The sequence below is a fragment of the Streptomyces sp. NPDC005811 genome (assembly GCF_040630405.1).
Lineage (GTDB): Bacteria > Actinomycetota > Actinomycetes > Streptomycetales > Streptomycetaceae > Streptomyces.
In genome coordinates this window covers 1-25314 of the sequence record NZ_JBEXXK010000031.1, presented here as the reverse complement: position 1 = coordinate 25314, position 25314 = coordinate 1, and the positions used below count along the sequence as shown (strand labels likewise).

Sequence of the window (25314 nt, the reverse complement as noted above, 5' to 3'; positions counted from 1 at the left end):
CCTATCGAGGACATCGGGGGCGGGAGAAATCCTTCGGGACCGGTTGGCCGTGATCCGGACAATCACTCACATGTCGTGCAATCTTGAACCAAGATGATCTTGGCGCGGTGGGGGCGGATTGAGGGCGGAAGAGGCAATTCCTTTCCCTGGAGCCCCTCCTTCCGGTGATCTTTCGCGTGCGAATGCGCCGCCCGTGGTGCGGCTCACCTGGAGAAACTGGCGGAAAGCAGGAGGTGGCGCGTCAGGGGAAGGGGGCTGGGCACTGCTACCCTGCGTCGTCAATCGATCACTTCTGGTCATCCCAAGGGGTAAGCGTGAAGGTCGCCTGTGTCGGCGGCGGGCCCGCCGGCCTGTATCTCTCCATCCTGCTCAAGCTGCAGGACCCGTCCCACGACGTCACCGTCCTCGAGCGCAACCCCGAGGGCTCGACGTACGGCTGGGGTGTCACCTACTGGCAGGGACTCCTCGACAAGCTCCGCGCCCGCGACCCCGAGTCGGCCCGCGCGATCGAGGAGCACTCCGTCGTCTGGAACCAGGGCGTCGCCCATGTACGGGACCTGTCGACCCGTCAGCCCGGCGACGAGGGCCACGGCATCGGCCGCCACAGACTCCTGGAGATCCTCGCCGGACGCGCCCGCGCACTCGGCGTACGGCTGGAGTTCGAGTGCGCGGTCACGGCCGACGACCTGCCCGACGCGGACCTGGTCGTGGCCGGCGACGGCGTCCACAGCGCGCTGCGCACCCGGCACGCCGACCACTTCGGCGCCGCACTCGCACCCGGCCGCAACTCCTACGTCTGGCTCGGCACCAGCAAGGTCTTCGACTCCTTCACCTTCGCCTTCGTGGAGACCGAACACGGCTGGATCTGGTGCTACGGCTACCCCTTCAGCACCGCACAGAGCACCTGTGTCATCGAGTGCGCCCCCGAGACCTGTGCCGGACTCGGCCTGGACCGGGCGAGCGAGACGGACGGCCTGGTCCAGTTGGAGAAGCTCTTCGCGCACATCCTCGAGGGCCACCCCCTGATCGGCCGGGCCGGCGCCGACGGCGGCTCTCCGTGGCTGACCTTCCGCACCCTCACCAACCGCACCTGGTACCGCGACAACCTGGTCCTCCTCGGCGACGCCGCCCACACCACCCACTACTCCATCGGCGCCGGCACCACCCTCGCCCTGGAGGACTCCCTCGCCCTCGCCGACGCGCTCGCCGGGGGCGGCGGCCTCCCCGAGGCCCTCGCCCGCTACGAGCGCGAGCGCCGCACCGCCCTGCTGCCCCAGCAGAGCGCCGCCCGCCTCAGCGCCCAGTGGTACGAGAACCTCACCCGGTACATCGACCTCCCCCCGGAGCAGATGTTCGCCCTGCTCGGCCAGCGCCACTCGCCCCTGCTGCCGTACGTCCCGCCCCAGCTCTACTACCGCCTCGACCGCGCCGCCGGACAGCTCGACGCCCTGCGCCGCCTCAAGCGCTGGCTCGGCCCGAGGATCGCCCGCAGCGCCCACAGCAGGGCCCTGGCGGCCCGCAAGTAGCGTCCGCCGGCCCCCGGCAAGGCTGCACCCCCTTGGGTGAATGTGAATTCACTGCTACGGTGAATTCACATTCACTCATTCTTCGCCACCGTGCCGGCCGCTGGAGTGTCCATGGCGTCGCCCGTCCCGATACCCGCCCCGACCAGGGATGACGCCACCGGCCCGAGGGCTCGGTTCGCGATTTTGGTCCTGGCGTACTGCGGGATCCTGATGGCGGTCATGCAGACCGTCGTCGTCCCCCTCCTGCCCGACCTGCCCCGGCTGACCGGCGCCTCGCCCGCCGCGGTCTCCTGGATGGTGACCGCCTCGCTGCTCTCCGGCGCCGTCCTCACCCCGGTCCTCGGCCGCGCCGGCGACATGTACGGCAAGCGGCGCGTCCTGCTGCTCTCCTTCGCCCTGATGGCCGCCGGCTCGGTGATCTGCGCGCTGACCTCCCAGATCGGCGTGCTCATCGCGGCCCGCGCCCTCCAGGGCGCCGCGTCCTCCGTCGTCCCGCTGTCCATCAGCATCCTGCGCGACGAACTCCCCGCGGAGCGCCGGGGCTCCGCGATCGCGCTGATGAGCTCCACCGTCGGCATCGGCGCCGCGCTCGGGCTGCCGGCGGCGGCCATGGTCATCCAGTACGCCGACTGGCACACCATGTTCTGGGTCACCGCCGCCCTCGGCACCACCGGCGTCGCGCTGATCCGGTGGGCGGTGCCGGAGTCGCCCGTGCGCGAGCCCGGCCGGTTCGACGTGGCGGGCGCGCTGGGGCTGGCCGCGGGGCTCGTCTGCCTGCTCCTCGCCGTGTCCCAGGGCGGCCAGTGGGGCTGGGGCAGTCCCAGGATCGTGGGCCTCTTCCTCACGGCCGTCGTGGTGCTCGCCCTGTGGTGGTGGCGCCAACTGCGGGCCGAACGGCCGCTGGTGGATCTGCGGCTGGTGTCCCGGCCCCGGGTCGGGCTCTCCCATGTGGCGGCGCTGCTGACCGGCTTCGCGTTCTACGCCAACTCCCTCGTGACGGCCCAGCTGGTGCAGGCGCCCAGGGCCAGCGGCTACGGGCTCGGGCTCTCCATCGTCCAGACCGGACTGTGCCTGCTGCCCGGCGGCGTCACCATGCTGCTGTTCTCCCCCCTCTCCGCACGGATCTCCGCCGCCAGGGGGCCGCGCGTCACCCTCGCGCTGGGCGCCGCCGTCATCGCCGCCGGATACGCCGTGCGCATCGCCGACAGCCGCGACCTGTGGATGATCATGGTGGGGGCGGCGGTCGTGGCCACCGGCACCACCCTCGCCTACTCCGCGCTGCCCGCACTGATCCTGCGCGCCGTACCGGCCGGGCAGACCGCCTCGGCGAACGGCGTCAACGTCCTGATGCGCACCATCGGCCAGGCCGTCTCCAGCGCCGCCGTCGCCGCCGTCCTGGTCCATCACACCAGCCTCGTCGGGGGCGCCCCGGTGCCCACCCTGCACGGCTATCTGCTGGCCTTCGCCATGGCGGGCGCGATCGCCCTGGCGGCCTGCGCGGTGGCCCTGACCATCCCCGGCGACACTGACACCGACACCGACACCGACACCGAGTCCGACACCGAGTCCGACACCGAGTCCGAGCTCGGTCCCGCGGCCCGGTCCGGCCCCGCGGCCCGGTCCGGCCCCCGGACCGAGGCGGCCGACCCGGTCCGCGGCCGTACCCCCGCCACCGGGGACGGGGCGATGGGGGCAGCATGAGTGCTGTGAACACCACACCCGGTACCCCCGCGGCCGCGGGTGCCTCGCCCGCCCCCGCCCGCCGTGACGCCGAGGCGACCAAGGCGGCCATCCTGCGGGCCGCCCGTCACCTCCTCGTCCGTCACTCCCACGCGGACCTCACCCTCAAGGCCGTCGCGGAACGGGCCGGGGTGAGCGCACCGCTGGTCCTGAAGTACTTCGGCAACAAGGACGCCCTCTTCGCCCGGGTGATGTCGTTCGAGGAGGACGCCGCCTCACTTCTCGACGCGCCCGTGGAGGAGCTGGGCCGGCACATGGTCCGGCATGTCGTGGTCGGCCAGCGAGAGCGCGGCGCCGACCCCGTCCTGCGCATCGCGTTCGCCCCCCTGCACGGCGACCACGGGGACGTCCTGCGCGCCAACTTCCGCACCCAGGTCACCGAACGACTCGCCGCCCGCCTCGACGGCCCCGATCCCCGGCAGCGCGCCGAACTCGCCCTCGCCACCCTCCTCGGCCTGGGCGTGATGTTCGGCATCGCCCGGGGCGAGGCGCTGCGCGCGATGGCGGTGGAGGAGATCGTCGACCGCTACGGCCCGACGGTCCAGGCCCAGCTGACCCCGTAGGGTGACACCATGGAAGAGCGCGAATTCGGCAGGTCAGGTCAGCATGCGTCCGTCGTCGGTCTCGGCACCTGGCAACTGGGCGCCGACTGGGGAGACGTCGACGACAAGGAAGCCCTCACGGTACTGGAGGCGGCTGCCGAGTCGGGGGTGACGTTCTTCGACACCGCCGACGTCTACGGGGACGGCCGCAGCGAGCAGACCATCGCCACCTTCCTCAGCAGCCGCCCCGACCTGCATGTGCTGGTCGCCACGAAGATGGGCCGCCGCGTCGAACAGATCCCCGAGAACTACGTCCTGGACAACTTCCGCGCCTGGAACGACCGTTCCCGCCGCAACCTCGGCGTCGACCGCATCGACCTGGTCCAGCTGCACTGCCCGCCCACCCCCGTCTACTCCAGCGACGAGGTCTTCGACGCCCTCGACACCCTCGTCGAGGAGGAGCGCATCGCCCACTACGGCGTCAGCGTGGAGACCGCCGCCGAGGCGCTCACCGCCATCGCCCGCCCTGGTGTGGCCGGCGTCCAGATCATCCTCAACCCGTTCCGGATGAAGCCCCTGCACGAGGTGCTCCCGGCGGCCCGGGAGGCCGGCGTCGGCATCATCGCGCGCGTCCCGCTCGCCTCCGGCCTGCTCTCCGGCAAGTACACCAAGGACACGGTCTTCCCCGAGAACGACCACCGCACCTACAACCGCCACGGCGAGGCCTTCGACCAGGGCGAGACCTTCTCCGGCGTCGACTACGCCACCGGCGTCGAGGCCGCCGCCCGGTTCGCCGCCCTCGCGCCCGAGGGATACACCCCGGCCCAGCTCGCCCTGCGCTGGATCGTCCAGCAGCCCGGTGTGACCACGGTGATCCCGGGCGCCCGCTCGCCCGAGCAGGCCCGCGCCAACGCGGACGCGGCACGGCTGCCCGAGCTGTCCGAGGAGACCCTGACGGCGATCCGGGACCTGTACGACCGGCGGATCAAGGCGCAGGTCGAGCCCCGCTGGTAGCGGTGCCCCCCAGCTCCGTTTGAGGACCGGCGGCCCGGGTTACCCGGGCCGCATGGACCCGGCAGAGCGGCGCGCCGGCCGTGACGAGACCGAGGACGAGCGGGCCGACCGAATGTGGAGCGACCTCATCCAGGAGGTCCGCGTCGCCCAGACCGGCGTCCAGATCCTGTTCGGATTCCTGCTCACGGTGGCGTTCACCCCGAAGTACACCACCCTGAACGACACCGACCAGGCCATCTACATCACCACGGTCGTCCTCGGCGCCTCCGCCACCGGCGCCCTGATCGGGCCCGTGTCCCTGCACCGGCTGGTCTCGGGCCGGCGCATCAAACCGGAGGCCGTGGCGTGGGCCTCCCGGCTGACCTTCGTCGGCCTGCTGCTGCTCCTCGCCACCATGACCTGCGCGCTGCTGCTGATCCTGCGCGTCGCGACCCACGGCGACCACGTCGTCTGGCTCGTCGTCGCCGTGGTCGCCTGGTACCTGCTGTGCTGGTTCGGACTGCCGGCGTGGGCCCGCCACCGGCACACGTCGACATGAGACCCGGTACGGCTACTCGGCCGCCCCGGCGGTACCGGTACCGCGCGCCCCGCGCAGCGACGCGATGCAGGAGCCGATCGCCAGCTGGAGCTCCTCCAGCTGCTGCACCATGTCGTCCTCGTAGAACTCCTGGGCGTCGTCGAAGGTCAGCTCCTCGAACACCTTCGTCGCCCGCTGGAGGCTGCTGTAGAACTTGGTGCGCCGCTCCTGGACCCGCAGCTCGGGGTCGGCCTCCACGGTCTCCACGACGAGGTGCTTCATCGTGTCGTACGCCTCGGACGCCCACTCGCCGGCGTCCTCGCCCTCGTCCAGCTCGTCGATCAGGGACAGATGCCGCTCGGCCTCCCGGCGCAGTTCCACCGGCGCGTCGATGGTCTGCCCCGCCGGTGTCTTCACCTGGCCGGACTCGGCGATCTGACGGACGTACCCGATGCGGTCGGCGGAGCGGCTCTCGGTCGCCACGGCCTTCTTCAGGTCGTCGGTGCGCACGACGTCCCGGGCCAGCGCGGACTGGAGCTCCGGGTCCTCCTTGATGCGGTCCAGGAGGGCGGTGCGGGCCGCGCGGGCCGTGGAGGGGTCGGCGAGGATCGCGGCGCGCAGGGCCGTCGGGTTCTCCGCGACCTCCAGCGCCTTGGTGGGCCGGATGCCCTCCGCCTCGGCGGCCTCGCTGATCGCGGTGCCGCGCTCGGAGGTGGCGCTGTTGCGGGACACGTAGTAGGTGAGCCAGACGTCGGCGTCCGGCAGCTCCGCCTCCTGGCCCGGAGCCAGCTCCTCGAAGTGCGGGACGAGCCCGTCGTCCGCGGCCCGGTCCCACGCCTTGTAGTAGCGCATCACCCGCTCCGGCGAGCAGCCCGCCAGCTCCGCGAACTCCTTCGCCGACACCTTCGGCGTCTCGTCCGCGCCCTGCCCGCCCGGCCGCACACTGCGCGCCACCATCAGCGCGAACGCCCAGCCTCCGGTGCGCGCGTAGACTCCGAACTCCCGCGCGTCACGCGCCACCAGGTCGGACAGCGGCGCGGGGCCGTCCTCGGCGGACGTCTCGGGCAGGTCGATCGCCAGGGTCACGGATGGTCTCCTCGGGAGGCTGCGGGACGGACGTACATGCAGAACCGCAGCCTATATGCACCCGTTGACGAGGGTTTGCCACCGGCGAAGGAGTCCGGACGCGGCGGCCGGCTCGCGCTGCCCCCGGCGCCCGGTGCGCACCCTGCGCGCCCCTGACCGGAGTCAGGAGGCCGAGCCCGGCCGGAACGTCTTGAGGAACGTCTCCAGGGCCTGCCGGTTGGCGGCCTTGTCCCAGTCGGCGGCGGGCGTCGTCCAGCGCAGCGAGAAGCTCCGGCCGCCTCCCAGCAGGAAGCCGCGTCCGAAGGTCCTGGTCCGTGTGCCGTCGACATCGGCGAGCCACTCCATGTCGGCGGCCTTGTACCCCTGGTACGTCACCGCCTCGATGTCACCGATCCGCCGGAAGCCGTCCTCCTTCTTCAGCGCCGGCTCCACGTCCTCGCGCCACACGGTCACCGGGTCGCTGCCGGCCTTCGTGCTGTACGTCACCGCCAGGGTGCGCGGATCGCCGTCCGCGCCGAACGTGATCCGGTACGCCACGTCGCCCTGCTGCCGGGTCTCCAGCCGCTTCCACCCCTTGGGCAGCGCCACCGAGAAACCCTCGGGTGCGTGGTAGACGCGGTAGCCGGTCGGCAGGGCGTCGATGGAGGCCGCGGGGGAGGACGGGGTGCCCGACGGGGTGACGGACGGCGACGGCGCGGCGGAGCCGCTCGCGTCGGGCGCCGGTGTGGCTCTGCCGCCCGCCTCGCCGTCCTCCCCGGACGGCGCGGTGGACACCGACGGCTGGGCCTGCGGACCACCGGCCGAGGTGTCCTCGGTGCCGGGCAGCTGGTGGGTCACGGCGAGCGCGGCGACCGCGACCGTGACGACGGCCAGCGCCGTCCCGGCGGCCATGGCCCGCCCGCTCCACTGCGGTCCGATCTGCCGGGCCGAGGCGTAGGCCCGTCGCAGCCGGGGTGTCGGCAGGACGGTGGTGTGCGGGTCCTCGTCCAGCACCCGGGTCAGCGCCTGACGGACCGTCGTGCGCGTCAGACGTTCCCGGGATTCCTTGCGCAGCAGGCCCTGCACGGTCGCGGAGAGCGGGCCCGCGCGCAAGGGGGTGCGGAGCGGCAGCCGGTCCACGCCCCGCAGCGTGCTCTCGGGCCGGTCCCGGTCCCGATACGGCGGGCGCCCCTCCAGCAGCGTGTAGAGGATCGCGCCCAGCGCCCACAGGTCCGCCGCCGGGCCGATCCGCTCGTCGCGGGCCTGCTCCGGGGAGGCGTACGACGGTGCCGCCAGCCTCGGGACGAGCGTCGCGCCCGCCAGCCCGAAGCCGGTGACCACGAGCGGGCCGCGGGCTCTGATGAACACCTGGCCCGGGCTCAGCTCGCCGTGGGTGATGCCCTCGCCGTGCGCGGCCTCCAGGACGTCGAGCAGCTGGAGGCCGATCGTGGCGGCCCGGCCCGGGCCGAAGGGGCCCTTCTGGTCCATGAGCTGACCGAGCGGCAGACCGTCGATCCACTCCGTGACGGTCCACAGGGAACCGCCCTCCACGATCGCGTCGACGACCGTGGCGATCCGCCCGGGGCACACCTGCGCCATCGTCTCCGACATCCGCATCACGCGGCCGGCGGCCTGGCACGCCTCCTCCTCGCCCAGATCGGCGGGCAGGCCGATCCGGGTGACCAGGCACGGCCGCGCTCCCTGCACGTCCTCGCCGTACCAGCTGACCCGATTGGTCTCGCGGTGGACGACGTCGAGGAGCCGGTACCTCCCGGCGACCAACTCGTGCGTGGAGACATGCGCCTTGACCATGGTCATCCTTCGCTGAACCCCCGGAGTTCTCCCTTTCCCAGAAGTACGGGGGACGCGTGGGGGTGCGTTCAAATGGACCACGACTCCGGCGTGATTCCTGTCTTTCATTCAAAGACGCCGGTCGTATGTGCGAGGAAAAGAAATTACCAGGGGTCGTCCGGGCGTGTAACCAGGGGTAAACAAGATCGGGACGGGCTGATCGCGCTCCCGCGAAAGCGCTCTCGGAGGGTGCGGCGCATTTCGACCGGATACCGGCACGGGGGATTTCTCCTTTGCCGTCCGGCGTGCCGGCGGACCGGGGAGTCAGGCGCCGAAGAGCTGGGTCCAGTAGGTGCCCGACGGGCCGCCGCCCGCGTAACCGACGCCGAGGTGGGTGAAGGCGGGCTTGAGGATGTTGGCGCGGTGGCCGGGGCTGTTCATCCAGCCCTCCACCACCTCGGCGGCCGAGCGCTGGCCGCAGGCGATGTTCTCGCCGATGGTCCGCCGGGTGGACCCCGCGGCGGCCGCCCGGTCCCAGGGCTGGGTGCCCTCCGGGGAGGTGTGGGAGTAGAAGGCGCGCGCCACCATGTCGGCGCAGTGCGCCTGTGCCGCGGTGGTGAGCAGCGGGTCGACGGCGAGAGGCCGCAGCCCTGCCCGGGTCCGCTCGCGGTTGGTGAGCTCCACGACCTCGGCGGTCGTACGGGCCAGACCGTCCGCGGTGAGGGGGCTCGCCCACAGCGCGGTCCAGTACGTGAGTCCGCCGCGGGCGTCCGTCGCCTGTGCCAGGGCGACATGGGTGAACGCCCGGTCCCGCAGGGTGCGGGCGGCCTGGGCGGTGCGCAGGCAGTAGTCGACGAACTCGGCGGGGGTGCGCGGCCCGGAGACCAGGTGCTCGCCCACGGCGAGATACGGGTATCCGGCGGCCGTGACCCGCTGGTGCAGCGAGACGCCGTCCCGCCCCTCGCTCCCGAGCCGCTCTGCCTCGGCCATGGCGGCGGCGTGCGCGCGGGCTGCCGAGGCCAGCCGGGCGTCGAGCGCGACGGGCGGTGCGCCCGCGGCGGCCCGGGCCGGGTTGACGAGGGCCAGGAAGCCGTCCGGGTCGGCGGGCGGGGCCGGGGCCGCGGAGGCGCTGCGGGCGCCGGCCGACGGAGCGGCCGATCCGTGCCCCGTGGCCGGGGTGTCGTCGAGGACGTCCACCCCGAAGTCCCGGGCCAGCCCCGCCAATCCGTCGGCGTAGCCCTGGCCGAGCGCCCTGAGCTTCCAGGACGGACCCCGCCGGTAGACCTCCGCCAGCAGCAGCACCGTCTCGTGGCGCGGGGCGGGCGGGGCGAACCGGGCGAGGACACGGCCGTGCGGGTCGGTCACCTGGAGCGTGGGTGCGGGCAGCCGGGCGAGCGGGGTGCCCGGGTCGGCGGCGCTGATCACCACCGTCACCCGGGTGGCACCGGCGCGCAGCCTGCCCGGCTCCAGCGTGAGCGTGTCGCCCCGCAGGACCGCGCCGGGTGCCGTCGGCTGGTTGTAGAACACGAAGTCGGCGTCACCGCCGACCTTGCCGCCGTCGTCCGTCACCAGCGCGCACACATCGAAGGGACCGGGCACCCGGACCGCCAGCGCGCCGCCCGGAAGGGGCAGATTGCCGCCGGGCACCAACTCGCTCATCCTGCCGCCCTGATGTCGTCGCCCCCACGGCCGGGGTGCTGCCAGGACAACGGCCACCCGGCCCCCGGGGTTCCCGGGGCGGCACCGACGGGGAGGCGTCCCGTCAGCGCCCGCTCTCGGCCCCGCGCCCGCTCTCGACCCCGCGCCCGCTCGCGTCCTCCGCCGTGTCCTGAGGGGTGGTGCTCCGGCGGAGGGGCGTGCCGCTGCCGCAGAACGCTGCGTCCAGGGTGCGCAGCATCGTCGTATGGACCTTGGAGCTGTTGGAGGCGTTGGCCAGGGCGGCGAGGCTGCGGCGGCCGTCGCCCGAGGTGAAGGCGTACGTGTAGTAGCCCTGTACGGCGCCCGTGTGCCCGTACACGGAGATCCCGCACGACAGCCGGCGGCGCCGTAGCCCGAGGCCGTAGGACTGCGTGCCGCCCGCCGGGACCCAGCGGCGCATCTCCTTCAGCGCACCGGCCGACATGAGCCTGTCGCGCAGCAGCGCCGACAGGAACGTGTCGAGGTCCCCGGCGCCGGAGATCAGGGCGCCCGCGCTCTGCGCCCAGGAGACGGTCTGGCGGGTCGCGTCGACGAGGGCCCCGCCCGGGGTGTCCGGGGTGAGATAGCCGCGCGCGTACCGGCCGGGGATCGCCGTGTGGGGGTGGACGTAGAAGGTGTCGGTCAGCCGGAGCGGTTCGATGATGCGTCTGCGGTACGCCGTCGCCACCGGCTGCCCGGTCAGCTTCTCGATCAGCAGGCCCGCGACGACGAAGTTGGTGTTGGAGTAGGAATAGGCGCCGCCGGGTGCGGTGGTGCGGGCGTGCCGCAGGGAGCGGTCGATGAGCTGGCGGTACGTGAACACCTTGGTGCGGACCGCCTCGAAGCCGGGGACGGACCGGGCGAACAGGTCGTCGCTGTAGTCGTACAGGCCGCTGCGGTGGCTCAGGACATGGCGGACCGTGATCCGGTCGTCGGGCAGCAGCCCCGGCAGATAGCGGTTGACCGGCGCGTCGAGCACCAGCCGCCCCTCGTCGACGAGTTGGAGCAGGACGACCGCGGAGAACGTCTTGGTGACGCTCCCGATGCGGAAGCGGTCGGCGGTGCTCAGCGCCCGGCCCGTCCGCCGGTCGGCGACGCCCACGGCGACCCGGTGGACCGTGCCGTGGTCGTCGAGCCGCGCCAGGGCGCCGGGCGCTCCCTGTCCGACCGCCGTGCGCAGCACGCTCCGCAGACCGGTGAGGTCGGGGCGCGGTGCCGAGGGGGCGGCGGGCATCGGCCGGGGAGCGGCCAGGGCCGGTACCGGCAGCAGGGAGAGCACGGCGGCGGCCGCGCACACCGCCGTCGGCAGGCCGCCGAGCCGTCCGCGTCGGCGGGTCGTCGATGCGAGATCCGTCACATGCACCCGGGGGAACCTCCTGCCGTCGTGTCACATCTCTCCAGTCGACGCACGGATGGTCGCTCGTCGATCACCGTGGGTCGCGGATTCGGCAAGTATCCCCGCGAAGAGCCCGTAAAGCGGTTATTTCAGCTTTACATGCACATGACTCATCCGTAAGGGTGGGGCTCCGGGGCCCGACCAGCCCCCTGGCGCCCAACGGCGCCATGTCTCACGGCGGTTGGGGATCCCAGCCGTCCGAACGAAGGAACCCTCACCTTTGCGTAGCGCACCCATACGCCTGCTGACGGTCGCCGTCGCCGTCGCCACGGCCGCCACGGGCCTGGCGGGCACGGCGTTCGCGGGCCCGTCCGCGGGGGAGACGCGGGCCGCGACCACCGCCGACAGCCAGGGCACCGCCGTCGTCCGGGCGGCCCGTGCCGCCGCCTTCGCCCATGCCTCGGCCACCGGGGTCGGCCAGGGCGACGCACTCCAGCCGCAGGACGTGCTGATCGACCCCGAGGGCGCCCGCCACGTGCGGTTCGTCCGAACCCACCAGGGCCTGCCGGTCCTCGGCGGCGACCTCGTCGTCCACCTCACCCGGAGCCTCGCCTACACCGGCGTGACCCGCGCCGCCGACCACGCCGTCGCGCCCGCCTCCGTCCGGGCCGAGCTGACCCCCGCCCAGGCCGAGGCCAAGGCCGCCGCCGTCGCCCAGGGCGACGCCGGGAGCGCCGAACTCGTCGTGGACGCCCGCGACGGCGCCTCCGCGCTCGCCTACCAGGTCCAGGTGACCGGCAGCGACACCACCGAGGCCGGCGGCTCCCGCACGGTCGTCGTCGACGCCGTCACGGGCAAGGTCCGCAGCAACACGCCCGACAGCGACGAGTTCCTCTCGCCGAGCCTGGTCGACACCCTGCGCGAGCGCGGCGAGACCCTCGACCCCGCCACCGGCACCGCCCCGCTCTCCGCCGGGCTCACCGCGGCCTCCTCGGCGCCCGCCGCCCGCTACCCCCAGACCGCCAAGGGCACCGGCAGCTCCCTGTTCGTCGGGAAGGTGCCGCTCACCACCACCCGCACCGCGGCCCGCAGCTACCTGCTCAAGGACCCCACCCACTGGGGCACCGAGACCCGCGACGCCAAGAACAAGGAGCAGGAGAACTTCGCCCGCGGCACGAAGTTCACCAGCACCACCAACAAGTGGGGCAACGGCGCCCTCTCCAGCCGCGCCAGCGCCGCCGTGGACGCCCAGTACGGCGTGGTCCAGACGCTGGACTTCTACAAGAAGACCTTCGGCCGCAAGGGCGTCAAGAACAACGGCAAGGGCGCCCGCGCCATGGTCCACTTCGGCAACAAGGTGGCCAACGCGTTCTGGGACCCCGCCTGCGACTGCATGCTGTACGGCGACGGCGACGGCGACATGTTCAAGAAGCCCCTCGTCGTGCTGGACGTCACCGGCCACGAGCTCACCCACGGCGTCGTCGACGCGACCGCCCGGCTGGAGCCGACCTTCGTCGACGGCGACGGCAACCAGTACGGCGAGCCGGGTTCGCTGAACGAGTCCCTCGCGGACATCTTCGGCTCCAACGTCGAGTTCAGCGCCAACAACCCCAAGAACCCGCCGAACTACCTCATCGGCGAGAAGCTGGGCCTGGACCAGAAGTTCCTGCGCCGCCTCGACCAGCCGTCCCAGGACGTCCTCGAGGGCGCGATCGACTACTGGTCGCCCGAGACGTACTACACCGAGGTCCACGCCGGCTCCGGCGTCTCCTCACACGCGTACTACCTGCTCGCCGAGGGCAGCGGACAGAAGAGGATCGGCGCGGTCACCTACGACTCGCCGACCTACGACGGCGCCCCGGTCACGGGCATCGGCCGGGCCAAGGCCACCAAGATCTACTACCGCGCCCTGACCCGTTACATGGTCTCCACCACCGACTTCCACGACGCGCGCCTCGCGACGATGAAGGCGGCCCGGGACCTGTACGGCCGGGACAGCGTGGAGTTCAAGACGGTGATCAGGTCCTGGGCCGCCGTCAACGTGACCGCGGCGAACGTGCCGCCCGCCGTGCGCTGACGGCGCCGACCCGGTCCGGTCCGTCGCCCGTCGTCCGTCAGTAGTCGGGGCAGAGATTGGTGTGCACGGCCTCGACGATCCGCGTGCTCTTGACGCGGCCGAAGCCGTCCGGGTGACCGGGGGAGACGAAGCGCTGCATCGCGGCGCTGATCTGCTTCTCCCGGTCCCCGGGGTGGTCATGGATCGTGGCGCACTGGTCACGGCCGCGCTCGACGGCCTCGTCCTCCTTGTCGTGCACGATGTCCGGGTCGATCGCGGTCAGCGCGCGCACATAGGCGCCCTCGCCGTCACGGTCGGGGCGCGGCGGCAGGGCCGCCCCGCCCTTCTTCGCCGCCTGGCGCGTCGCGGAGGGGGACGCGGTGCCGCCGCCCGCCGACTTCGCGGCGGAGGCGGAGGCCGAGCCGGAGGGGGACGCTGCTCCGGCCGGTGTCCCCGAGGTCTCCGAGTCCGCCGAAGGGGTCGTGGTGCCCACCGTGGACGTCCGCTCTCCCGCCGCCGGTTCCTTGCGGCTCGCGGTGGTGTCCCCCGAGCCGCAGGCGGTGAGTACGGCGACGGCGAGAGCGCAGGACGCCAGAGCGGCTGCGGTGGTGCGGTGGTTCACGGGTCTCCTGGTGCCTGCGGTACGACGGCTGAGCTCCGTGAGCGTATGGGCAGCTTGTATGCCCGCGAGGGCCGTTTCTCTCCCTTGCGGGGGTGGTGAAGAGGCGCCAGGGGGCGCGGGCGTCGATGCGGAGCGCCCCCGCCCCCTGCCCGGCTACCCCCGGCGCAGGATCTGCGCCCAGTCCGCCGGAACCCGCCCCGCCGGCCCCGGGGCCGGCTGGTCCGCGGGGTGACTGACCGGGGGCGTCAACTCGGGCCCCGAATCGTAGAGTTCATCGCTGGAGTAGTCCCAGAACCACTCCTCGCCCGGTTCGAAGCTGCGCACGATCGGATGCCCGGTGGCCTTGTAGTGGGCGGTGGCGTGCTGCGCCGGCGAGGAGTCGCAGCAGCCGATGTGCCCACAGCTCGCACAGCGCCGCAGATGGAACCACCAGCCCCCGGCCGCGTCGCAGTCCGCGCAGCCGCTGCCGCTCGGCGGCACGGACGGGTCGATGGCGTCGGCTCGGGTCATACGGCTTCCTCCGCGGGCTGGGACTCGGGTTGCGTTTCCGGTTCGGGTTCGGGCGCGGTGAGCGGCAGCAGCACCTGGAATCGGGTGTCGCCCGGTACGGACTCCACCCGCAGACTGCCGTGGTGCTTGTTGACGATGATCCGCCAGGAGATGTCCAGGCCGAGACCGGTGCCCTCGCCGACCGGCTTGGTGGTGAAGAAGGGGTCGAAGATCCGGCTGCGGATGTCCGCCGGGATGCCGGGGCCGGTGTCCCGGAACTCCACCAGCAGCCGGTCGCCCTCCCGCACCGTGCGCACGGTCAACGTGCCCTCGCCGCCCACGCTGTTGACGGCGAACACCGCGTTGTCCACGAGGTTCGTCCACACCTGGTTCAGCTCCGCCGGATAGGCGGGCACCGCCGGGAGCGTCCGGTCGTACTCCTTGACGACCTCGATGCGCTGCCCGATCTTCCCCGACAGCATCAGCAGCGTGCTGTCGATGAGTTCATGGACGTCCACCACCCGGTAGGGCGCCCGGTCGAGCTGCGAGTACTGCTTGGCCGCGTCGACCAGATGCGAGATCCGGGTCGTGGAGTCCTCGATCTCGTACATCAACAGCTCGGTCTCGATGGTGTAGTTGAGCCAGCCGACCGCGTTCGGCAGGATCTCCGGGGTCACGCACGCCGCGACCTGCTCCAGCCAGTCGACGTCCAGCCCGGCCTGCACGAACACCGGCGCGTACTGCCAGCCGTAGTCCATGCCGCGGTCCTCGAGCCACTCCGTGAGCGCGTCCTCCCGGTCCGAGGCCTCCAGCGGACTGAGCGACGGCGCCTTCCCGACCCGCTCGGCGGTGCGCTCCTGGACCTCGATCAGACTCGCCAACGCGTCCCGGGAGAAGGGCCCTTCGGCGATCAGCGCCAGCTTGTGCCGCATCTTGGCGACCCGCTCCCGCAGCGTCGCGGTGGCCCGTACGGCCGCCGCGGCCGGGTTGTTGAGCTCATGGGTGAGCCCCGCCGACAACGAGCCCAGCGCCAGCAGCCGTTCCCGCTGCCCGATCGCGGCCTGGGTGTTCTTCGAACCGAAGAACAGGCCCTCCAGCAGATGCACCGCCATCGGGAACCAGTCCCGCATGATCTCCGCGAACACGTCCGCCGGCACCACGAAGAACCGGGACGGCTCCGTCACCCGCATCGAGTTGTTGTAGACCTGCCGCATCCGGTCGCCGAGATACGCCTGCATGGCCCCGGAGTACACCCCGCGCTGGGAGGTCCGGGTGACCTCCACGTCGTCCCCGCCGACCCGCCGCGACAGCACGACCGTGCCCTCGATCATCACGTAGAAGCAGGTGGCCGGATCGCCCTCGGCGTACACCGGACCGGGCTCGAACCGCTCCACCCGCCCCTCGGCGCACAGCCGCCCCAACTGCTCCGGGGTGAGCTTCTCGAACAGGAACAGCGAGCCGATCTCCGCCGGGCTGCACGGCATCGGCCGCCCGCTCACGACTGCTCCAGATACCGGTGGACGAGCATCACTGCCATGGCTCCCTCTCCGACGGCGGACGCGACCCGCTTGGCCGACTCGGCGCGTGCGTCGCCCGCCACGAACACGCCAGGAATGTTGGTCTCGAGGTGGTACGGCGGCCGGTCCAGCTCCCAGCCCGCCGGCGGCCGCCCGTCCGCGGTGAGATCGGGTCCCGCCAGGATGAACCCGCGCTCGTCGCGCAGCACGGTCCCGTCCAGCCAGTCGGTCAGCGGGGCCGCGCCGATGAACACGAACATCCACTGCGCGTCGACGCTCTCGGTCTCGCCGTTCTTCACGTCCCGCAGCGTCAGCCGCTCCAGACGGCCGTCCCCGTGCGCGGACTCCACGACCGTGCCGGCGCGCACATGGATGTTCGGCGCCTCTTCGATCTGCTGGATCAGGTAGTACGACATCGATGCCGCCAGCGACTCGCCGCGCACCAGCAGCGTCACCGACTTGGCGCCCCTCGACAGGTACATCGCCGCCTGCCCGGCGGAGTTGGCGCCGCCCACGATGTACACGTCCTGGTCCTGGCAGGAGGCCGCCTCGGTCAGCGCCGAGCCGTAGAACACCCCGCAGCCGGTCAGGTCGTCACAGCCGGGCGCCGCGAGCTGCCGGTAGGACACGCCCGTCGCGAGGATCACGCTGTGCGCCGCCACCGCCGAGCCGTCCGAGAACCGTACGACCCGCGCGGAGCCGTTCACCTCCAGCCCCGTCACCTCGCGCGCCGTGAGGATCTCGGCGCCGAACTTGGCCGCCTGCCGGCGCGCCCGCTCGGTGAGCTGGGCCCCGGACACCCCGTCGGGAAACCCGAGGTAGTTCTCGATGCGCGAGCTCTGCCCGGCCTGCCCGCCGGTGGCGGACCGCTCCACGAGCACCGTCCGCAGCCCCTCGGAGGCCCCGTACACCGCCGACCCCAGGCCCGCCGGACCGCCGCCGATGACGACCAGGTCGTAGAACTCGGCCGCCGGGGTCGTCGCCAGACCCACGCGCGCGGCCAGCTCCGGGGCGTCCGGCTCGATCAGCGGCGCCCCGTCCGGGGTGATCACCAGCGGCAGCCGCCGCCCGTCCGCCTCCGCCGCGGCCAGCAGCCGCTGCCCCTCGGGCTCGTCGGCGGAGTACCAGCGGTACGGCACCTGGTTGCGGGCCAGGAACTCCCGGACGTCCGAGGAATGCGCCGACCAGCGGTGCCCGACCACCTTCGTCGCCGGCACCGGCCGGAAGTCGCTGGCCCGCCAGGCGTCCAGCAGGTCGTCCAGGACCGGATAGAGCTTCTCCTCCGGCGGATCCCACGGCTTGAGCAGATAGTGGTCGAGGTCGACGACGTTGATCGCGTCGATCGCCGCGTTCGTGTCCGCGTAGGCGGTCAGCAGCACCCGCCGGGCTCCCGGATACACGTCCAGGGCCTGCTCGAGGAACTCGATGCCGTTCATCTGCGGCATGCGGTAGTCGGCCAGGATCACCGCCACCAGGTCGCCGCGCAGCTTCAGCTCGCGCAGTGCCTCCAGCGCGGACTCGCCGGACTCCGCCCGTACGATCCGGTACGCGGCGCCGTAGCGGCGCCGCAGGTCACGGGCGACGGCACGGGAGACCCCCGGGTCGTCGTCCACGGTCAGGATGACGGTCCGCGCTGTTTCGGCGGCCTGTGTCATACGTCTCCCACCCCGAGAGCGGTCAGGACTCGCCGGCGCACGGCGGATCCGGCGCCGGCTCCGGCCATCGTATGGTCGATCGCCCCGGTCCGCTCAGGGACGGCACGGACCGTGCGCTCCCGGTTCAGGACAGGGCGCCCGCCGTCAAGACGAGCGCCGCGCCGCGAGGACGCAGAACTCGTTGCCCTCGGGGTCGGTGAGCGTCACCCACGGCTGCTCGCCCTGCCCCACGTCCGCGTGGCGCGCCCCCATCGACAGCAGTCTGCTCACCTCGGCCCGCTGGTCGAGCGGACGGAAGTCCAGATGCAGCCGGTTCTTTACCTGCTTGCTCTCCGACACGGGCACGAACAGCAGGCCCGGCAGCCGGTCCGGCGCGGGCCGGATCTCGTACTCGTCGGGCGCGTTGTTCACCACCGCCCAGCCGAGCGCGTCCGCCCACCAGCGCCCGAGCGCCACCGGGTCGTGACAGTCCACGATCACCTGTTCCCATTCCAAGGTCATGGACGCCAGCGTAGTGAAGACTGGCCCGGTACGAAGTGATCACGACACAGGAGGCAGTGCGATGACGGGCCCGATCACGGCAGGGGTCGACGGGACGGACGAGAGCCTGGCGGCGCTCGCCTGGGCGGCGCGGGAGGCCGTACGGCGGGACACGGCACTGCGGGTGGTGCACGCCTGGAAGCACCGGCCCGACGCCGGGCCCGAGGCCGCCGACCGGGACGCCCAGCGGGCCTGGGTGGGCGACGCCGTCGAGCGGGCCGTCGCCACGGTCACCGCACGGCACCCTGGGCTCGCCGTCACCACCGACGTGTTGGAGGGCCACCCGGTCGAGACGCTGCTCGACGCCGCCGCGGACGCGGAACTGCTGGTGCTCGGCTCCCGCAGACACGGCCCGGTCGTCGGCTTCCTGCTGGGCTCGGTCGGCCAGCAGGTGATCGCCGGGGCGGCCCGCCCGGTCGTCCTCGTCCGGGCCGGCGACAAGCCCTCCGCCGAGGTGGCCGGGCACGAGATCGTCGTCGGCCAGCAGGGCGAGCCCGAGGACAGCGCCGCCGCGCTGCGGTTCGCCTTCGAGACCGCCGCGGCCCGCGGCGCGAGCGTCCGCGTGGTGCGCGCCTGGTCGCTGCCGCCGGTGTTCGCCTACAGCCCGGGCTCGCTCAAGCTGCTCGACGAGGCCGGCGGCCTGGAGCCGTTCGAGAGGAAGGCCCTCGACGACGCCGTACGGCCGTGGCGGGAGCGCTTCCCCGACGTGCACGTCGTCGAGCACGTCGAGATGGGCAGCGCAGGACAGGTCCTGCTGTCGGTGGCCGGAAGGGCGCAGCTGATGGTCGTCGGCCGGCGCGCCCACCGCACCGCCGTGGGCGCCCGCATAGGCTCCGTCGCGCACGGCGTCCTGCACCACGCCGACTGCCCGGTGGCCGTCGTCCCCCACGACTGAGCGCACCCGGCTCACTCGGGCACGGTCGGCTCCAGCGTCTCCCGTGCCTTGGGCAGGATGTTCACGAGGTAGTCCTCGACCGCCGTGTCGAGCCCGATGTCGTGCTGCGCCTGCTCCGACAGGTACCAGCGGTGCTCCAGCAGCTCGTGGTAGATCTCCGCCGGGTCCATCGAGCCGCGCAGCCCGAACGGCACCGCGCGCACGGTGGGCCGGAACACGTCCCGCACCCACCGGTGCGCCAGCACCTCGGGCCGCGCGGCGAGCGGGTCGCCCGGCGCGTAGTCGTCCTGGGTCGCCATCCAGCTCTCCAGGTCGTTCAGCAGCCGCCGGGCCTGGTTCTCCTCGGTGTCCAGGCCGGTCAGCCGCAGCAGCTGGCGCTGGTGGTGGCCCGCGTCGACGACCTTCGGCACGAACGTGACGGTGTCACCGTTCGGGGAGTGCTCGATCTGCATCTCGGCGACGTCGAAGCCCAGGTCGTTGAGCCGGCGGATCCGGCGCTCGATGTAGTGGTACTTGCCCGCCGGGTACACCGAGGTGCGGGTCAGCTCCTCCCACAGCGCGCCGTACCGTGCGCAGATCTCCATGCCGAACTCGATCGGGTCCACCGACGGGTGGAGCGCCCCGGACGCCTCCAGGTCCAGCAGTTCGCCGCTGATGTTGACGCGGGCGAGATCGAGGTCGTACTCCCGCTGTCCCGAACTGAGCTGCGGATGCAGATCACCGGTCTCGGCGTCCACCAGATACGCGGCGTAGGCGCCCGCGTCCCGCCGGAACAGCGTGTTGGACAGCGAGCAGTCGCCCCACGCGAACCCGGCGAGGTGCAGCCGCACGATCAGCACCGCGAGGGCGTCCATCAGCCGGTGCATGGTCGCCGGACGCATGGTCGTCTCGAACATCGACCGGTACGGCATGGAGCCGCCCAGGTGCCGGGTGACCAGCACCGACTCCAGCGGATCCCCGGCGCCGTCGGTGCGCCCGGTCACCACCGCCAGCGGATCGACGGCCGGGATGCCGATCCGGTCCAGGTCGCGCAGCAGCTCGTACTCGCGCAGGGCCGGGCGTTCGGCGAGTTCCTTGACGGCGATCACCTCGTCACCGGCGCGCGCGTAGCGCACCACGTGGCGGGAGATGCCGCGCGGCAGCGGGACGAGGACTTCCTCGGGCCACTCCTCCAGGGGCACGTCCCAGGGCAGCTCCAGAAGGAGGGCCGGGTGCTCCGGATTCGTGGCGCTGATCTGCAAAGCCATGGCCTGACCTTAGACGGCGCGTTCGCGGGCGTGCTGGGCGGCCGCCGTCACGGAACCCTGGTGCACCGGTCCGTGCCCCGGCAGCAGCACCTCGGCGTCCAGGCGCTCGATCAGGTCCAGCGAGGCCAGCGCCCGGGCGCGCTCGTGGTGGAACATGTCCGGCAGCAGCTGGGGTCCCTCGATGCGCGAGGTCAGGTGCCCGCTGACCAGGGCGTCCCCCGAGATCACCACTCCGGCGTCCGGCAGATGGAAGACACAGTGGCCGTCGGTGTGGCCGGGGGTGTGCACCGGGACCGGCCGGCCGGGCAGGTCGAGCGGGCCGTCCACGACCGGGAACGCCTCGGGCGCGGCGACGGGGTGCTGCTGGGCGCCGCCGACGCGCAGCACGTGCACCAGCCAGGGCAGCACACCGGGACGCCACGCGTTCCCCAGGACGTCGCCGACGCTCACCTGCTGGAGGAACTCCCGGCGGGCGTGCGGCACTTCCGCCGGGTGCGCGAGCACCGGGGTGCCGTACACCGAGCGCAGGTACTCGGCCGAACCGAGGTGGTCGTTGTGGGCGTGGGTGAGCAGCACGGCCGTGACCGCCTCCGGTGAACTGCCCACCGCCTCCAGGGAGGCGAGGAGCCGCTCGCGGTCGCCCGGGTAGCCCGTGTCGATCAGCGTGACGGCGTCCCCCTCGCCGAGGATCACCCAGTTCGTGTGAGAGCCGTGCACCAGATGGATGCCGTCGGCGACCTGCCGTACGTCCGCGCCCATGATCGTCGTCCCGAGTTGTGAGGAGGCTGTCCGACGAGCACAGCAAAGCAGACCCGGTGCCGCAGTGGATCACCGCCCCGGTACCGGCACCTCGGGGAGCCTTGACCGCCGGTCGGTGCTCCACGATGCTGTGTTGCGGCACATGAGATGCGTGCCGTATTGAGCAACGTCTTTGACTCAGGTCCCGTACCAGCCTAGGAGTGGCCATGGCTCACCAGGTCCGTGCTGTCGTCGCGCGCGCGAAGGGTGCCCCCGTCAGCCTGGAGACGATCATCGTCCCCGACCCCGGCCCGGGGGAGGCGCTGGTCAAGATCGAGGCCTGCGGGGTCTGCCACACCGATCTGCACTACCGCGAGGGCGGGATCAACGACGAGTTCCCCTTCCTGCTCGGCCATGAGGCCGCCGGCATCGTGGAGTCGGTCGGTGAGGGCGTCACGGACGTCGCGCCCGGTGACTTCGTCATCCTGAACTGGCGAGCCGTGTGCGGCCAGTGCCGGGCCTGTCGGCGCGGTCGCCCGCAGTACTGCTTCGACACGCACAACGCCAAGCAGAAGATGACCCTCCTCGACGGCACCGAGCTGTCCCCGGCCCTCGGCATCGGCGCCTTCGCCGAGAAGACGCTGGTCGCCGCCGGGCAGTGCACGAAGGTCGACTCCGCCGCCTCCGCGGCCGCCGTCGGACTGCTCGGCTGCGGGGTGATGGCGGGCATCGGCGCCGCCATCAACACCGGCAACGTGGGACGCGGTGACAGCGTGGCCGTCATCGGCTGCGGCGGCGTCGGGGACGCGGCCGTCGTCGGCTCCCGGCTGGCCGGCGCGGCGAAGATCATCGCCGTGGACATCGACGACCGCAAGCTGGAGACCGCGCAGAAGCTGGGTGCCACCCACACCGTGAACTCGCGCGAGACCGACGCCGTCGAGGCGATCCGCGAGCTGACCGGCGGCTTCGGCGCGGACGTCGTCATCGAGGCCGTCGGCCGCCCCGAGACGTACCAGCAGGCCTTCTACGGCCGCGACCTGGCCGGCACGGTCGTCCTGGTCGGCGTCCCCACCCCGGAGATGAAGCTCGAACTCCCGCTCCTGGACGTCTTCGGCCGCGGCGGATCGCTGAAGTCCTCCTGGTACGGCGACTGCCTGCCCTCCCGCGACTTCCCGATGCTCGTCGACCTCTATCTCCAGGGCCGCCTCGACCTGGACGCCTTCGTCACCGAGACCATCGCCCTCGACGAGGTCGAGAAGGCCTTCGAGCGGATGCACGGCGGCGACGTCCTGCGTTCGGTGGTGGTCCTCTGATGTCCGGCGCCCGCATCGAGCACCTCGTCACCTCCGGGACCTTCTCCCTGGACGGCGGCACCTGGGACGTCGACAACAACGTCTGGATCGTCGGCGACGACACCGAGGTGATCGTCGTCGACGCCGCCCATGACGCCGACGCGATCGCCCGGGCCGTCGGGGACCGGCGGCTCACCGCCATCGTGTCCACCCACGCCCACAACGACCACATCGACGCCGCGCCGGCCCTCGCCGCGCTCACCGGCGCCCCGGTCCTGCTCCATCCCGACGATCTGCCCCTGTGGAAACAGACGCACCCCGACCGCGCGCCCGACGGCGAGCTGGCCGACGGGCAGGTCATCGCGGTGGCGGGTGTCGACCTCACCGTGCTGCACACCCCGGGCCACGCCCCGGGCGCGGTCTGCCTGTACGCGCCCGCCCTGTCCGCGCTCTTCAGCGGCGACACCCTGTTCGCGGGCGGACCGGGGGCCACGGGACGGTCGTACAGCCATTTCCCGACGATCGTGGACTCGATCCGTGACCGGCTGCTGACGCTCCCCGGCGACACCGTCGTCCACACCGGACACGGGGACACGACGACGGTCGGTACGGAGGCCCCGCACCTCCAGGAGTGGATCGACCGCGGCTTCTGACCGCCCTCGCCGCAGCCCTCCGCACGGCGCCCGCACGACCTGTTTCCGCAGGTGGTGCGGGCGTTTCGAGCTGCGTCGGGGGCGGCCCGGGAGGTGGCCCGAAGCGGGTCCCCGCAAGCCTTGACAGGGATTCTGGGCGACCTCAGACTGATGTTGCGCTTTCCGCAATCCGTTTCGCTATACGCACCGAGGTGTCATGATGATTCCCGCGTGCCGTCTCGAGGATCTCCCGCGAGGCGAGGCCCTCCGGCTCGACATCGACCCGCCGGTCTCGGTGTTCCACACCGACGACGGCGAGCTCTACGCCATCGACGACACCTGCACCCACCAGGACGCCTCGCTCGCCGACGGCTGGCTGGAGGGCTGTGAGGTGGAGTGCCCCCTGCACGCCTCCAAGTTCGACCTGCGCACCGGCGCGGTGGACGCCCCGCCCGCCAAGCTGCCGGTGCGCACCCACGAGGTCGTGGTCGAGGACGGCACGGTCTTCGTCAAGGTGTCCGAGGCGGCTCCCAATCTCCCGCCCTGTGTGGCGTCCCGGCTGGCCGGGGGGCCCGCGTGAGGACGGTCGCCGTGGTCGGCGCCTCCCTCGCCGGCCTGTCGGCCGTGCGCGCGCTGCGCAAGCAGGGCTACGACGGCCGTCTCGTCGTCATCGGCGACGAACCGCACCGGCCCTACGACCGGCCGCCGCTGTCCAAGGAGTTCCTCGCGGGAACCCTGGGCGAGGCGGACCTCACCCTGGAGGCCGAGGGCGAGGACCTGGGCGCCGAGTGGCTGCTCGGGGTCCGGGCGACCGGTCTCGACCGGACCGAGCGGGCGGTACGGCTCGCCGACGGGCGCGAACTGAAGGCCGACGGCATCGTCCTCGCGACCGGTGCCGCCGCCCGCGGCCTGCCCGGTTCCGAGGGGCTCGCCGGGGTGCACACCCTGCGCACCCTGGACGACGCCCGCGCCCTGCGCGACGCACTCGCCGCGGGGGGCAGCCTGGTGGTGATCGGCGGCGGCTTCATCGGCGCCGAGGTCGCCTCCACCGCCCACGCCCTCGGGCTCGACGTGACGGTGATCGAGGCGGCGCCCACGCCGCTCGCCGGTCCGCTCGGTGCCGAGATGGGCACCGTCGTCTCCGGCCTGCACACCGACCACGGCGTACGGCTCCTGTGCGGAGTCGGCGTCAAGGGGCTGAGCGGCGAGAGCCGTGTCGACGCCGTGCTCCTGGAGGACGGCCGCAGCATCCCCGCCGACATCGTGGTCGTCGGGGTGGGCGCACGCCCCTGCGTCGACTGGCTCGACGGCTCGGGCATCGCCCTCGACAACGGCGTCACGTGCGGCGCCGACGGCCGCACCAGCCTCGCCTCCGTGGTCGCCGTCGGCGACTGCGCGAACTGGTACGACCCGCGGGCCGGCGCGCACCGTCGCGTCGAGCACTGGACGGGGGCCCGGGAGCGCCCGGACGCCGCGATCGCCACCCTGCTGGCGGGCGGGGCGGTCGAACCCGGCGTGCCGAAGCCGCCGTACTTCTGGTCCGACCAGTACGGGGTGAAGATCCAGTTCGCCGGCCACGCGGCCGGCGCCGACACCGTCACCGTCGAGGAAGGCACCGCCGGGGACCGCGACGTCCTGGCCGTCTACCGGCGCGCCGGGACCCCGGTCGCCGTGCTCGGGATGAACCAGCCGCGGCTGTTCACCCGCTGGCGCAAGCAGCTCGCTGCCGCCCCCGTCTGACCCCACCCCTGTTTCGACGCCGTGCCGAGTCGTTCCTGCCGGCGCGTGAATGATCCGCCCACGACGTTTTCCGAGGAGTGCACCGTGACCTCGACCAGCCTGCCGGACAGTCTGATCGCCACCCTTCCCGGCTCCTCCTACACCGATCCCGGGATCTTCGCCCAGGAGCAGGAGCGCATCTTCGAGACCATGTGGTTCTGCGTGGCGCGCGCCTCCGAGCTGGCCAAGCCGGGTGCGTTCCGCACCGTGGACGTGGGCCGCGAGAGCATCCTGGTCACCCGCGCCCGCGACAACTCGATCCGCGCGTACTTCAACGTGTGCCGCCACCGCGGGGCGAAGCTGTGCACCGAGGAGACCGGCGAGGTCAAGCGGGCCTTCCAGTGCCCTTACCACGCCTGGACCTACGACCTGAACGGCAAGCTCGTCGCCGCTCCCAACCTGACCAAGATGCCGGACGTCGGCCGCACGGAGTTCGGCCTGACCAGTGTCGCCGTGCGTGAATGGCTCGGCTATGTGTGGGTGTGTCTGGCGGAGAACCCGCCGTCCTTCGAGGAGGACGTGCTGGGCGCGGTCGTCGAACGCCTCGGTGATGTCGCCTCCATCGAGCGCTACGACGTCGACAGTCTCTCCGTCGGCAAGCGCATCACGTACGACGTGAAGGCGAACTGGAAGCTCATCATCGA

23 protein-coding genes are annotated in these 25314 nt (G+C 72.4%); 12 read left to right on the top strand and 11 right to left on the bottom strand.

Going from position 1 to position 25314, the window contains the following annotated elements; genetic code table 11:
* The first annotated feature begins 314 nt into the window (after nt 1–314).
* From ABZ490_RS29955 to ABZ490_RS29935, 5 genes are all read left to right on the top strand, one after another.
* Nucleotides 315–1526 carry an FAD-dependent monooxygenase gene (locus ABZ490_RS29955; RefSeq protein ID WP_358996608.1) on the top strand — a complete coding sequence of 404 codons (1212 nt, stop codon included), beginning with the start codon at nt 315–317 and terminating at the stop codon, nt 1524–1526.
* A 111-nt stretch (nt 1527–1637) separates the two neighbouring features.
* Nucleotides 1638–3227: an MFS transporter gene (locus ABZ490_RS29950; protein ID WP_358996606.1), complete on the top strand. Its 1590-nt coding sequence runs from the start codon at nt 1638–1640 to the stop codon at nt 3225–3227.
* A complete protein-coding gene (locus ABZ490_RS29945) occupies nt 3224–3829 on the top strand; it encodes a TetR family transcriptional regulator (RefSeq protein ID WP_358996603.1) in 606 nt (201 codons plus the stop codon). The genes ABZ490_RS29950 and ABZ490_RS29945 overlap by 4 nt, the downstream gene beginning before the upstream one ends.
* A 9-nt stretch (nt 3830–3838) precedes the next feature.
* On the top strand, nt 3839–4822 hold the full coding sequence (locus ABZ490_RS29940) for an aldo/keto reductase (protein WP_358996600.1): 984 nt from the start codon (nt 3839–3841) through the stop codon (nt 4820–4822).
* A 52-nt stretch (nt 4823–4874) separates the two neighbouring features.
* Complete coding sequence (locus ABZ490_RS29935; RefSeq protein ID WP_358996598.1) at nt 4875–5360, top strand: DUF6328 family protein; 486 nt, start codon at nt 4875–4877, stop codon at nt 5358–5360.
* Nucleotides 5361–5372: 12 nt separating this feature from the next.
* Here the strand turns inward: ABZ490_RS29935 and ABZ490_RS29930 are convergent, their stop codons facing one another.
* The 4 genes from ABZ490_RS29930 to ABZ490_RS29915 form a co-directional block, all read right to left on the bottom strand.
* Nucleotides 5373–6425, bottom strand: coding sequence for a hypothetical protein (locus ABZ490_RS29930; RefSeq protein WP_358996595.1), 1053 nt, complete (start codon nt 6423–6425; stop codon nt 5373–5375).
* Nucleotides 6426–6587: 162 nt separating this feature from the next.
* Nucleotides 6588–8222, bottom strand: coding sequence for a protein kinase (locus ABZ490_RS29925; protein ID WP_358996592.1), 1635 nt, complete (start codon nt 8220–8222; stop codon nt 6588–6590).
* Nucleotides 8223–8519: 297 nt separating this feature from the next.
* On the bottom strand, nt 8520–9854 hold the full coding sequence (locus tag ABZ490_RS29920; protein ID WP_358996589.1) for a CAP domain-containing protein: 1335 nt from the start codon (nt 9852–9854) through the stop codon (nt 8520–8522).
* A 103-nt stretch (nt 9855–9957) separates the two neighbouring features.
* Nucleotides 9958–11151 carry a serine hydrolase domain-containing protein gene (locus tag ABZ490_RS29915; protein ID WP_358996871.1) on the bottom strand — a complete coding sequence of 398 codons (1194 nt, stop codon included), beginning with the start codon at nt 11149–11151 and terminating at the stop codon, nt 9958–9960.
* 337 nt (nt 11152–11488) lie between these two features.
* On the opposite strand from ABZ490_RS29915, the gene ABZ490_RS29910 reads away from it, so the two are divergent.
* On the top strand, nt 11489–13285 hold the full coding sequence (locus ABZ490_RS29910; protein ID WP_358996586.1) for a M4 family metallopeptidase: 1797 nt from the start codon (nt 11489–11491) through the stop codon (nt 13283–13285).
* A 37-nt stretch (nt 13286–13322) separates the two neighbouring features.
* Here the strand turns inward: ABZ490_RS29910 and ABZ490_RS29905 are convergent, their stop codons facing one another.
* The 5 genes from ABZ490_RS29905 to ABZ490_RS29885 form a co-directional block, all read right to left on the bottom strand.
* On the bottom strand, nt 13323–13886 hold the full coding sequence (locus tag ABZ490_RS29905) for a hypothetical protein (protein ID WP_358996583.1): 564 nt from the start codon (nt 13884–13886) through the stop codon (nt 13323–13325).
* A 153-nt stretch (nt 13887–14039) separates the two neighbouring features.
* Nucleotides 14040–14396, bottom strand: coding sequence for a UBP-type zinc finger domain-containing protein (locus tag ABZ490_RS29900; RefSeq protein WP_358996580.1), 357 nt, complete (start codon nt 14394–14396; stop codon nt 14040–14042).
* Nucleotides 14393–15874: an ATP-binding protein gene (locus ABZ490_RS29895; protein ID WP_358996577.1), complete on the bottom strand. Its 1482-nt coding sequence runs from the start codon at nt 15872–15874 to the stop codon at nt 14393–14395. Before ABZ490_RS29895 ends, ABZ490_RS29900 begins: the two co-directional genes overlap by 4 nt.
* On the bottom strand, nt 15871–17547 hold the full coding sequence (locus tag ABZ490_RS29890; RefSeq protein ID WP_358996574.1) for an FAD-dependent oxidoreductase: 1677 nt from the start codon (nt 17545–17547) through the stop codon (nt 15871–15873). Before ABZ490_RS29890 ends, ABZ490_RS29895 begins: the two co-directional genes overlap by 4 nt.
* 144 nt (nt 17548–17691) lie before the next feature.
* On the bottom strand, nt 17692–18048 hold the full coding sequence (locus ABZ490_RS29885; RefSeq protein WP_358996571.1) for a VOC family protein: 357 nt from the start codon (nt 18046–18048) through the stop codon (nt 17692–17694).
* A 61-nt stretch (nt 18049–18109) separates the two neighbouring features.
* Here ABZ490_RS29885 and ABZ490_RS29880 point away from each other — a divergent pair, with 61 nt between their 5' ends.
* The gene (locus tag ABZ490_RS29880; protein WP_358996568.1) at nt 18110–18982 is read left to right on the top strand and encodes a universal stress protein; all 873 of its coding nucleotides are present in this window, start codon (nt 18110–18112) and stop codon (nt 18980–18982) included.
* Between the two features lie 11 nt (nt 18983–18993).
* On the opposite strand, the gene ABZ490_RS29875 is transcribed toward ABZ490_RS29880, so the two are convergent.
* Both ABZ490_RS29875 and ABZ490_RS29870 read right to left on the bottom strand, forming a co-directional pair.
* Nucleotides 18994–20229 (bottom strand): DUF4032 domain-containing protein, encoded by a 1236-nt coding sequence (locus tag ABZ490_RS29875; RefSeq protein WP_358996565.1) that lies wholly within the window; start codon nt 20227–20229, stop codon nt 18994–18996.
* Between the two features lie 9 nt (nt 20230–20238).
* On the bottom strand, nt 20239–20988 hold the full coding sequence (locus ABZ490_RS29870) for an MBL fold metallo-hydrolase (protein WP_358996563.1): 750 nt from the start codon (nt 20986–20988) through the stop codon (nt 20239–20241).
* A 206-nt stretch (nt 20989–21194) separates the two neighbouring features.
* On the opposite strand from ABZ490_RS29870, the gene ABZ490_RS29865 reads away from it, so the two are divergent.
* The 5 genes from ABZ490_RS29865 to ABZ490_RS29845 all read left to right on the top strand — a co-directional run.
* Nucleotides 21195–22280 carry an S-(hydroxymethyl)mycothiol dehydrogenase gene (locus ABZ490_RS29865; protein ID WP_358996560.1) on the top strand — a complete coding sequence of 362 codons (1086 nt, stop codon included), beginning with the start codon at nt 21195–21197 and terminating at the stop codon, nt 22278–22280.
* Nucleotides 22280–22912 carry an MBL fold metallo-hydrolase gene (locus ABZ490_RS29860; protein WP_358996557.1) on the top strand — a complete coding sequence of 211 codons (633 nt, stop codon included), beginning with the start codon at nt 22280–22282 and terminating at the stop codon, nt 22910–22912. The genes ABZ490_RS29865 and ABZ490_RS29860 overlap by 1 nt, the downstream gene beginning before the upstream one ends.
* 196 nt (nt 22913–23108) lie before the next feature.
* Nucleotides 23109–23471 (top strand): bifunctional 3-phenylpropionate/cinnamic acid dioxygenase ferredoxin subunit, encoded by a 363-nt coding sequence (locus ABZ490_RS29855; RefSeq protein ID WP_358996554.1) that lies wholly within the window; start codon nt 23109–23111, stop codon nt 23469–23471.
* The gene (locus ABZ490_RS29850) at nt 23468–24631 is read left to right on the top strand and encodes an FAD-dependent oxidoreductase (RefSeq protein ID WP_358996552.1); all 1164 of its coding nucleotides are present in this window, start codon (nt 23468–23470) and stop codon (nt 24629–24631) included. Before ABZ490_RS29855 ends, ABZ490_RS29850 begins: the two co-directional genes overlap by 4 nt.
* 84 nt (nt 24632–24715) lie before the next feature.
* Nucleotides 24716–25314, top strand: a 599-nt coding sequence (locus ABZ490_RS29845) for an aromatic ring-hydroxylating dioxygenase subunit alpha (RefSeq protein WP_358996549.1), incomplete at its 3' end; no start/stop codon positions are given.

Coding starts and splice junctions, on each gene's coding strand:
- ABZ490_RS29950 (WP_358996606.1), top strand. CDS start 1,638: ATGGCGTCGCCCGTCCCGATACCCGCCCCGACCAGGGATGACGCCACC.
- ABZ490_RS29945 (WP_358996603.1), top strand. CDS start 3,224: ATGAGTGCTGTGAACACCACACCCGGTACCCCCGCGGCCGCGGGTGCC.
- ABZ490_RS29940 (WP_358996600.1), top strand. CDS start 3,839: ATGGAAGAGCGCGAATTCGGCAGGTCAGGTCAGCATGCGTCCGTCGTC.
- ABZ490_RS29935 (WP_358996598.1), top strand. CDS start 4,875: ATGGACCCGGCAGAGCGGCGCGCCGGCCGTGACGAGACCGAGGACGAG.
- ABZ490_RS29925 (WP_358996592.1), bottom strand. CDS start 8,222: ATGACCATGGTCAAGGCGCATGTCTCCACGCACGAGTTGGTCGCCGGG.
- ABZ490_RS29920 (WP_358996589.1), bottom strand. CDS start 9,854: ATGAGCGAGTTGGTGCCCGGCGGCAATCTGCCCCTTCCGGGCGGCGCG.
- ABZ490_RS29900 (WP_358996580.1), bottom strand. CDS start 14,396: ATGACCCGAGCCGACGCCATCGACCCGTCCGTGCCGCCGAGCGGCAGC.
- ABZ490_RS29890 (WP_358996574.1), bottom strand. CDS start 17,547: ATGACACAGGCCGCCGAAACAGCGCGGACCGTCATCCTGACCGTGGAC.
- ABZ490_RS29885 (WP_358996571.1), bottom strand. CDS start 18,048: ATGACCTTGGAATGGGAACAGGTGATCGTGGACTGTCACGACCCGGTG.
- ABZ490_RS29880 (WP_358996568.1), top strand. CDS start 18,110: ATGACGGGCCCGATCACGGCAGGGGTCGACGGGACGGACGAGAGCCTG.
- ABZ490_RS29875 (WP_358996565.1), bottom strand. CDS start 20,229: ATGGCTTTGCAGATCAGCGCCACGAATCCGGAGCACCCGGCCCTCCTT.
- ABZ490_RS29870 (WP_358996563.1), bottom strand. CDS start 20,988: ATGGGCGCGGACGTACGGCAGGTCGCCGACGGCATCCATCTGGTGCAC.
- ABZ490_RS29865 (WP_358996560.1), top strand. CDS start 21,195: ATGGCTCACCAGGTCCGTGCTGTCGTCGCGCGCGCGAAGGGTGCCCCC.
- ABZ490_RS29860 (WP_358996557.1), top strand. CDS start 22,280: ATGTCCGGCGCCCGCATCGAGCACCTCGTCACCTCCGGGACCTTCTCC.
- ABZ490_RS29855 (WP_358996554.1), top strand. CDS start 23,109: ATGATGATTCCCGCGTGCCGTCTCGAGGATCTCCCGCGAGGCGAGGCC.